This is a genomic window from Paenibacillus sp. NPDC057967, assembly GCF_042887015.1.
Classification (GTDB): Bacteria; Bacillota; Bacilli; order Paenibacillales; family Paenibacillaceae; genus Pristimantibacillus.
The window spans coordinates 38,858-47,196 of record NZ_JBHVQB010000016.1; the positions used below are offsets into that span (position 1 = coordinate 38,858).

The 8,339-nt window shown below is 50.1% G+C and carries 7 protein-coding genes and 1 tRNA gene; 1 reads left to right on the plus strand and 7 read right to left on the minus strand.

Annotated elements, in window-relative coordinates; all coding sequences use genetic code 11:
- Nucleotides 1-10 precede the first annotated feature (10 nt).
- The 7 genes from ACFVSO_RS28555 to ACFVSO_RS28585 form a co-directional block, all read right to left on the minus strand.
- Nucleotides 11-99: transfer RNA gene (locus ACFVSO_RS28555), tRNA-Ser, on the minus strand.
- Nucleotides 100-225: 126 nt separating this feature from the next.
- On the minus strand, nt 226-1,506 hold the full coding sequence (gene serS / locus ACFVSO_RS28560) for a serine--tRNA ligase (RefSeq protein ID WP_387480105.1): 1,281 nt from the start codon (nt 1,504-1,506) through the stop codon (nt 226-228).
- A gap of 66 nt (nt 1,507-1,572) precedes the next feature.
- Entirely contained in the window at nt 1,573-2,157 is a 585-nt protein-coding gene (pdxT, locus tag ACFVSO_RS28565; RefSeq protein ID WP_387480106.1) for a pyridoxal 5'-phosphate synthase glutaminase subunit PdxT, read from the minus strand.
- Between the two features lie 66 nt (nt 2,158-2,223).
- A complete protein-coding gene (gene pdxS / locus ACFVSO_RS28570; RefSeq protein ID WP_387480107.1) occupies nt 2,224-3,105 on the minus strand; it encodes a pyridoxal 5'-phosphate synthase lyase subunit PdxS in 882 nt (293 codons plus the stop codon).
- Between the two features lie 121 nt (nt 3,106-3,226).
- Nucleotides 3,227-4,516 (minus strand): D-alanyl-D-alanine carboxypeptidase family protein, encoded by a 1,290-nt coding sequence (locus ACFVSO_RS28575; protein WP_387480111.1) that lies wholly within the window; start codon nt 4,514-4,516, stop codon nt 3,227-3,229.
- 427 nt (nt 4,517-4,943) lie between these two features.
- Nucleotides 4,944-6,401, minus strand: a complete 1,458-nt coding sequence (gene guaB / locus ACFVSO_RS28580; RefSeq protein ID WP_387480108.1) for an IMP dehydrogenase — start codon at nt 6,399-6,401, stop codon at nt 4,944-4,946.
- A 143-nt stretch (nt 6,402-6,544) separates the two neighbouring features.
- Entirely contained in the window at nt 6,545-7,732 is a 1,188-nt protein-coding gene (locus ACFVSO_RS28585) for a GNAT family N-acetyltransferase (protein WP_387480109.1), read from the minus strand.
- Nucleotides 7,733-8,100: 368 nt separating this feature from the next.
- Here ACFVSO_RS28585 and ACFVSO_RS28590 point away from each other — a divergent pair, with 368 nt between their 5' ends.
- Nucleotides 8,101-8,256: a hypothetical protein gene (locus ACFVSO_RS28590; protein WP_387480110.1), complete on the plus strand. Its 156-nt coding sequence runs from the start codon at nt 8,101-8,103 to the stop codon at nt 8,254-8,256.
- The last annotated feature ends 83 nt before the right edge of the window (nt 8,257-8,339 follow it).

Below are 8,339 nucleotides of genomic sequence, written 5' to 3' on the forward strand. Positions count from 1 at the left end.
ATAGTTAAACTGGCGGAGAGGATGGGATTCGAACCCATGTGGGCTTGCACCCTAACGGTTTTCAAGACCGCCCCGTTATGACCGCTTCGGTACCTCTCCACATATCAATGCGTCACAGAGTCGTGACAAAGCTCATTGTACCACAGGTCGAAAACGATTATCAAGCTATTTTCGACCTGTGGCATATACTTGCATGGGAAGCGAAGGATTGCTGCCAGTTACGAATTACCGTACTGCAATCTTCTCAACGCCGCCCATGTATGGACGCAGAACCTCTGGAATGACAACCGATCCGTCCTCTTGCTGGAAGTTCTCCAGAATAGCGGCTACTGTACGGCCTACTGCAAGCCCTGAGCCGTTCAGCGTATGCACGAATTCCGGCTTGCTCTTCGGCTCTCTGCGGAAGCGGATGCCTGCACGGCGTGCCTGGAAGTCCTCGAAGTTGGAGCATGAGGAGATCTCGCGGTACGTATTAGCGCTTGGGATCCATACTTCCAGATCGTAGGTCTTCGCCGATGTGAAGCCCATGTCGCCTGTGCAAAGCGTCAGGACACGGTACGGCAGCCCCAGCAATTGAAGCACCTTCTCGGCATCAGCCGTCAGCTTCTCCAGCTCATCGTAAGAGTCTTCCGGCTTTACAACCTTGACTAATTCAACCTTGTTGAATTGATGCTGGCGAATAAGACCGCGTGTGTCACGGCCAGCCGAACCCGCCTCGGAGCGGAAGCAAGCGCTGTAGGCTACGAAGTTAACCGGCAGCTGCTCATGATCCAGAATCTCATCGCGATGAATGTTCGTCACCGGTACTTCTGCTGTCGGGATCAGATAATAATCGGTATCTTTGATCTTGAACAGATCTTCTTCGAACTTCGGAAGCTGCCCTGTGCCGATCAGACTATCACGATTGACGATATATGGCGGCAGAACCTCTTCATAGCCATGCTGGTCGCTATGCAAGTCCATCATGAAGCTAATCAGTGCGCGCTCGAGTCTTGCACCCAAGCCGCGGTAGAAGGTAAAGCGAGAACCCGTTACCTTCGCCGCGCGTTCAAAGTCCAGAATGCCAAGCTCATGGGCGACATCATAATGCGCCTTTGGCTCGAAATCGAATGTCGGCACTTCGCCAATTCGGCGAATCTCGACGTTCTCTTCCTCCGAAGCGCCTACAGGTACGCTTTCGCTCGGAATGTTAGGAATATTGAGCGTTAGCTCTTCAACTTGAACGTCCATCTCGCGCAATTGGTCGTCCAATTCTTTGATCCGGTCGCCTACCTCACGCATCTCCACAATAAGGCTCTCTGCGTCGCCGCCAGATCTCTTCAGCTTCGCTACCTCTTGGGATACCGTATTGCGGCGGTTTTTCAATGTTTCGGTTTCTTGAATGAGCTCACGGCGCTTTTGATCAAGCTCCGGGAAGCCGGCAATGAGGTCCAGCGATGCGCCGCGATTGCGCAGCGCCTGCTCCACCTTTTCAAATTCGGTACGCAGCAATTTTACGTCTAACACGTTTCTATGGGCCCCTCTCTCGTGAGAGTATTAGTTGATTTTTTGTTCAAGTGCGCTGTGCTATGCTTATGCTTTCGCAGCAGCGGCTTCTTTCACCATCTCCAGGAAATAAGCATGCAGTCGGAAGTCATCTGTCAGCTCCGGATGGTAGGATGCTGCAAGCAGCGTTCCCTGTCTAGCGGTAACGATCTCATCGTTGTACGTCGACAATACCTCTACACCAGCGCCAACTTCCTTGATAAGCGGCGCACGGATAAATACCGCGCGGATTGGCTCGTTAATTCCTTTTACGTCCAAATCCGTCTCAAAGCTCTCGCGCTGACGTCCGAAGGCATTGCGCGCTACGGTCATGTCCATCAGCTTCAGATGAGCTTCCTCATCTCCTTCAATACGTTCAGCCAAGACGATTAGACCGGCGCAGGTACCGAATAAAGGCTTGCCTTGAGCCGAAAATTGACGAATCGCATCCAAAAATCCGTACTTCCGCATCAGCTTGCCAATCGTCGTACTCTCGCCGCCTGGGATGACCAGGCCGTGCAGCTCATCCAGCTGCTCTACACGCTTAATAGCGACCGCTTCCGCGCCCGCCGCTTCCAAGCTTCGAATATGCTCTGCTACCGCGCCTTGTAGCGCAAGTACGCCTATCTTCATCGTTATATTCGCCATCCTTTTAAAAGACCGGCCTCCCCCGAAGGCTTGGCCGGCTCATCTGATCTCTTAAATTCCGCGATCTTGCATACGCTCTGATGCGTTCAGCTTCGAAATTTCGATGCCTTTCATCGGCGTGCCCAGGTTTTTGGACACTTCAGCAATCAGCTTGTAATCTTGGTAATGAGTGGTCGCTTCCACGATCGCACGAGCGAACTTCTCAGGGCTGTCGGACTTGAAAATACCGGAGCCTACGAATACGCCGTCAGCGCCAAGATGCATCATCAGAGCTGCGTCGGAAGGTGTCGCTACGCCGCCTGCCGCGAAGTTAACGACTGGCAGTTTGCCTGTTTGGTGTACATCAAGCAGCAGATCGTAAGGAACGCCTAGCAGCTTCGCTTCATTATACAGCTCGTCTTTCGACAAGCCTTGGATTTTACGAATTTGGCCGTTGATCAGACGAAGGTGGCGTACCGCTTCCACGATGTTGCCTGTGCCTGGCTCGCCTTTCGTACGCAGCATCGCTGCGCCTTCTTGGATACGACGAAGCGCTTCGCCCAGATCCTTCGCGCCGCATACGAATGGGATCGTAAATTCGTTTTTGCTAATATGGAAAATTTCATCCGCTGGCGTCAATACTTCGCTCTCATCGATGTAGTCTACGCCCATGGACTCCAATACTTTAGCTTCTACATAGTGGCCGATACGTGCTTTCGCCATTACCGGAATGGAAACGACTTTCATAACTTCCTCTACGATTGTCGGGTCAGCCATACGGGCTACGCCGCCTGCCGCGCGAATATCCGAAGGAACGCGCTCAAGGGCCATAACTGCTGTAGCGCCTGCCGCTTCTGCTACTTTTGCTTGCTCGGCGTTCATAACGTCCATGATAACGCCGCCTTTTTGCATCTCTGCCATACCGCGTTTTACGCGCGATGTACCTGTTTCCATCGTTTAGTTCCTCCTATTATTCATCCCTTGGAATGTTGATCCTACCGTAGTGTTCTAACCATTGATTTTACAGGAACGGCGTGTAATCGACAAGCCTAGAATCCCTGTAAATTGCTCGGAATTAGAATAAATCGAGAATGCTATTAAATAAGTTCGAGAAGAAGTCCCCAATGGCACGGAAGAACAAGCGGAACCAGCCCGCTTTCTCCGCTTCTTCAGTCGTTACAAGATTAACGGTATAGTCCAGATCCTTACCCGTAGCTTCGTCCGCATACGTATACGTCACGGTTCCGACCTTCGTACCGGCTTCGATCGGCGCTACGAGCTCGGTCTCAGGTACAAGCTCGAAGCCTTTCATTTCGATTTTAGGCTCTGCGCCCTTCATCACCATGAACGTGATATCCTTGTCTGTCACGACAGGAACGCTCTTCTGCTTGCTCTTCTTAATCTTCACCGTTTTCACGGTTTCTACCACGGATTTTGGCGGCAATACGGTCTTTTTCTCAAATGTGGCATATGCATAGTTGTACATCTTCGCCGTTTCATAGAAGCGCTGAACCGTTGAGGACGTATCCATAACAACGCTTATGAAGCGCAAATCGCCTCTCTTGACCGTGCCCGTGAAGTTATAACCGGCCGCATTGATAAACCCGGTTTTCATGCCGTCTACACCTTCATATGCCAGATGCTTAAGCGAAATCTTGTTCACGTTCGAGCCAAGCATATAGTTGAAGTTAATCATCGGAGCAGTGTCACGCTCACGGAACTTATAATCCTGAATGCTGGAGAACTCCAGGAATTCGGGGTGCTCAAGCAAGATATGACGGGATAGCCTTACCACATCTCCTGCCGACATCACGGTCGTATCCTCAAATCCGGTTACACTTGTGAATACAGCTGTTTTCAAACCCAGTTCATCAGCCGTAGCGTTCATTTTGTCGATAAAAGCTTCCAAACTGCCGGATACTTCAATTGCCAATGCCTTTGTTGCATCGTTGGCTGAACCAACTGCCATTGCTATATATAAGTCACGGACAGTATGCTGATCGCCAGCTGCGAGAAAAATTTGCGATTCCGAACGATCGGTATCGGCCGCCACAGGATGTACCGTTACGACATCTTCCCATTTCATCCGTCCATTTTTGATTTCCTTAAGTACGATATACTCTGTCATCAACTTGGTCATGCTTGCAATCGGCAGCGGCTGATCCGGATTAACCTCGAATAGCACCTGTCCCGATTCTGCTTCGATGAGGATGGCAGATTTCACTTCCAAGCCTAGCGAATTTGTTGTACTAGGCCGATTATCGAAACCGACTGCCAGAGCGCCCGTAGCGCCAAACGACAACACAGCCAACCACAATGCCATACTAGCGGCTATGACCGACAACAACCGAACCGGTCTTCCCATTACCTTCAATGTCGTTTCCCCTTTTCCGAGTGATTTGTCCAAGCCTAATTGTAACATAGGAGAACACTACAATTAAACCTCTTTCAAGCTGCCGGGAAATGAGAGATCCTTCATAGAAATAATCGTATTTGAACCTTGTTGGAGATCGTATCGACAAGCTTAAAAAGTCAGTGTGTACCTGCACCAGAATCAACTGTAACAGCTGATTTATCACGGATCATTTTAGCGAATCTATCCTCTACTTGACTCGAACACTGCTGATCTGAAAATATTACCATACCTACTTTAAACCAGAATAAGCATGAAGGCAGCTTGTATGGATATTCGATCATGGTCACTGCATAAAACATCAAAAAACCAGACAGTCACGGCCACTGTCGGCCGATCACTGTCTGGCATATATCCCGTTGTCGGGTCTACATCTATATTATAGAGAGTAGTTTGGAGCTTCTTTCGTAATTTGAACGTCATGCGGGTGGCTCTCACGAAGACCGGAGCCTGTGATGCGAACAAATTGTGTGTCGTTCTTCAGTTCTTCAAGCGAGGAAGTACCGCAATAGCCCATGCCGGCACGCAAGCCGCCAAGCAACTGGTGAACTGTGTCAGCCAGCGGGCCTTTGTAAGGAACGCGGCCTTCGATACCTTCTGGAACAAGCTTGTTCTCGTTCTCTTGGAAGTAACGGTCCTTACTGCCTTCCTTCATTGCGCCAAGGGAACCCATACCGCGATATACCTTAAAGCTGCGGCCTTGGAAAATTTCCGTCTCGCCTGGGCTCTCCGCTGTACCAGCGAACAAGCTGCCGATCATAATCGCGCTTGCGCCGGAAGCGATAGCTTTCGTAATATCACCGGAGTATTTGATGCCGCCATCTGCAATAATAGGCACATTGTATTCTCTAGCAACCGATGCACAGTCGTAGATCGCTGTAATTTGCGGTACGCCGATACCGGCGATGACGCGAGTCGTACAGATCGAGCCTGGTCCGATACCCACTTTGATAACGGATGCTCCAGCTTCGATCAGATCACGAGCGGCTTCCCCTGTCGCTACGTTGCCAGCGATAATCGTCAGCTCAGGATAAGAGTTCCGCAGCTTGCGAACCGCCTCAAGAATATTGATATGATGGCCATGCGCGGAATCCACGACAAGCACGTCGATGCCTGCGTTCACGAGCGCTTCGGCGCGGTCCATCGTATCCTTCGAGATGCCTACCGCAGCACCGCAAAGCAGTCTGCCTTGCGTATCCTTTGCTGCATTCGGGAATTGGATAGCTTTCTCGATATCCTTAATAGTAATAAGGCCCTTCAACGTGTTCTCTTCGTCCACGAGAGGGAGCTTCTCGATCTTATGCTGTTGGAGCAACCCTTCCGCTTCCTGCAGCGTCGTACCGACCGGAGCCGTTACAAGGTTATCACGTGTCATGACTTCATGGATCTTAATGGAGAAATCGTGGACAAAACGAAGGTCGCGGTTCGTCAGAATGCCTACCAGCTTCTTGTTCTCATCTACAATAGGCACACCGGAGATGCGGTATTTGCCCATAAGCTCTTCCGCGTCGTACACATGATGAGACGGCGTAAGGGAGAACGGATTTGTAATAACGCCGCTTTCCGAACGCTTCACGCGGTCTACTTCTTCAGCTTGCTGTGCGATGGACATGTTCTTATGGATAATGCCGATACCGCCTTCACGAGCAATTGCGATCGCCAAAGCAGCTTCCGTAACGGTGTCCATGCCTGCGCTAATTAACGGAATGTTGAGCTTGATGCTGTCGCTTAACCGAGTAGAGATATTGACCTCTCTTGGAAGCACTTCTGATTTGCGCGGAACAAGCAGTACGTCGTCGAACGTAAGCCCTTCTTTTGCGAATTTCGTTTCCCACACGAGTATGTTCCTCCCTTATTTTCATGGCCTCAGTCGTATATTATTAGCAATATTAGCAGAGGGGGTAGGGGCTGTCAAGGCTAGTCCCATGCCTATAAATACCGTGTTTTCCTGCATTTAAGCTGCCTGAAATTTGCCAATCTTCAGAAAAAATCAGGAAGGTACGTCGTTCGTTCGGGAATACGGAGATGTAAGCGATTCATATTGTCAAGCGGACCATGAATGCGATCCAAAGACGATAATTGAACTGCCGACCGATATCCCAGCATAAGGGTGGTTAAATCACCAATCTCGATGTGAAGCGCGTGCTCCTGTTTAAATATTTGCGGATCACGGCTTATGCTTGCCTCGCCGTTCTCTTCAATGCGGAGTGTAAAGCCATCCTGATTCCATGGTGCATGTGCATCTGTTACTTGAAGATACAACGTATCTGCACCGCCTGCGGCAAATGGATACAGCTTCAAAAACGCTTCCACATCTACGATCCGCCCCATAAAATAGGGTTCAATCTCTTGCTTGATTCTGGGATTTGGCAGCAAGTCAGGCAAAATATCGTCAGCAGGCACATTCACGATTACACGCTCAATCATGGAGTCATGCTGGCCGATGAAGCTCCATAGTGCAGACCGGGCTTCCTCGTTCAGGAATACAAACTCATGGATGTTAAGCTCTTTTTTCGCCACCTCATAAATGATATAGCCCTGCCCATTGCCTGCTGCATCGGTATATAAAGCGATCTGCCCGGACTTGCGCTTCGCTACTCTTCGCTCCCACCAACTCGGCGTACGCTGGAGCGATCCGTTAAATTGACTGGCATAAGCTTCATATATATTCTGTACATGGTCGTAACCTGATACTCGTCTTATTTTGCCTGGATAGCTCGATCTCGGAGGCAGCTGATTGGCTTGTAAGGTATAGGTTTTGATATCCGTATAAGTTCCCCAGCCGAACTTGCGGTAGAACCCGAAGGCAAACGGGGCCAGGAACGATAAGGTTTGCCCCTTGGCTCTCATTTCCTGCAAGGAATGAACGAGCAGCTTCCCGACCAGACCTTGCCGACGGTACTCCGGCCAAGTCGCTACTCCGGCAACTCCGCCCATGCGAAATGGACGTCCCGCGATATACGTCTGCAAATCAAGCACTACGGCCTGTGCCGCGAATTGACCATCTATAAGTACGGCCCAGCGATCGCCCGGCTCATGAATGAAGTTATCTTTAATGTCTTCTAATTCCGCTGGTGTCCGTTTATATTGAAACGCGAATTGAGACAATTCCATGCTTTCATTGAACCTGTCCAGAGTTAAGCTTACGATCTGTTCATCTGCCGCCATTACTTATCGCCTCCACAGTCGAAATTTCATATCTATGGCAACCATAACACGATCAAAGTACTGGTGCAAATCGCTACAGCTTGAGTCTACTTTAAGAAGATTTACCACACTCTCCTGTGGAGAGTGATCTTTTGACTTTAGTTTTTTATATTTGATCTTTATCTATTGCCCTTTAAAAGTAATAAGCCTACCGTATCCTATGGTAGGCTCCTGTGCTTGGCGATGTCCATTCCGCACCGGACGAATCAGCTACGAAGCTCTACTTCACGGTCGGCGTCTGAACCTACCTCTAAGGCCGGGCCCACATCTCCGAGTTGCTTCGATGAAGAGGTTCGGACACTCTCCCAGACAGGGAGAGGAACGTCGCCGTGGACTTTGGGATCAAGGGCTTCGCCGATCCCAAAGTCCCCGAACGCACAAAAAAACTGCCGCAGTCATCTGCGACAGGCCATTTTGTGCTTGACGATGTCCATTCCGCACCGGATGAATCAGCTACGAAGCTCTACATCACGGTCGGCGTCTGAACCTACCTCTAAGGCCGGGCCCACATCTCCGAGTTGCTTCGATGAAGAGGTTCGGACACTCTCCCAGACAGGGAGAGGAACGT